At 47.9% G+C, this 1,111-nt stretch carries 1 protein-coding gene; it reads left to right on the top strand.

What is annotated here, in order from left to right:
- Positions 1-1,062: alpha/beta fold hydrolase (locus tag A3750_RS16290; RefSeq protein ID WP_068548450.1), on the top strand; the 1,062-nt coding region annotated here is incomplete at its 5' end.
- Positions 1,063-1,111 lie beyond the last annotated feature (49 nt).

Genomic DNA, 1,111 nt, shown 5'->3' with positions numbered 1-1,111 from the left:
AATATTGGTGGTGCATCGAAGTCTGCTACATCGCTGACAAATTTTCTCGGCTTCTCAGAGCTACCGAAGTGGTATATCACGTCTAGGTACTCCTACCCCGATTCGCAGTTTCGAACTAACGACTTCGGCTTACCAGTGCATTTTCGTGACGTCGGCGAGGGAGAGACAATTGTTCTGTTACACGGGGAGCTATCTTCTCTCCACACCTGGGAGCGATGGGTAGAGATTCTACGGCAAGAGTTTAGAGTCGTCGCCATTGATCTTCCTGGAGCGGGCATTACCGGTGCGCCCAAGTGCATCTCTAACCCAAAGAAACACTGCCCCGAGAACCTTAGCCAAGACTATATCTCACATACACTCACATACTTGATTGAAGACTTAAACCTGCGAAATTTTCATTTGGTAGGCGCATCCTACGGCGGCTATCTCGCTTCGCGCTATGCAATCAATAACCCTGATCGGATTAAGTCTTTAACGCTAATTTCGCCCTTGGGAATGCAACAAGAGCCGCCTTTCATCGTTGATTACTTAGTGGACAGTAGCACTGTGTCCAAGTTTTTCCAGCCAGCAACCATTGCAACAACCATTGCAGATGACTTTTACGGTACTCCTGAACGAATTACCCCGGCATCACTGCAACGCTATCTGCACTTACTCCAAGCACCCAGCGCAAAGAAAACAAACGTCCTTCAAGCTGAAATGGTCCACGAATTGATGCTTAATGGAACCACCGCATCTTTTGCAGATATTCAGGCGCCTTCGCTAATTATGTGGGGGAATCGTGACAAGTGGGGGCGCTTTGATCATGCTCAGCGTTGGGTCGACGCAATACCTAACTCGATGCTGGTCGAATATAAAGGGGTTGGCCATCTGAGTATGGAAGAGCACCCAGAAGACTCCGCTTACGATTTGATTGCTTTCATCAATGATGAGCCTCTTCCTACAATCGAAGGCTTAGGGCGAGACGCCTTTACCATTCAAGACGCTGTTGACTCTCTCGGTGACAAAGAGGCACTCTTTGGGCCCAATTTAGAGACGATGGAAGATATTGATAGCGAATAGTAGCTAGTTCAAGAAGTTTGAAAGCAAGCTTTTCCAGTCATCAATCCCG

This window comes from Oleiphilus sp. HI0079, from assembly GCF_001635105.1.
Note: the sequence above shows the minus strand (reverse complement) of the source record. Positions and strands in the feature narration are given on the sequence as shown.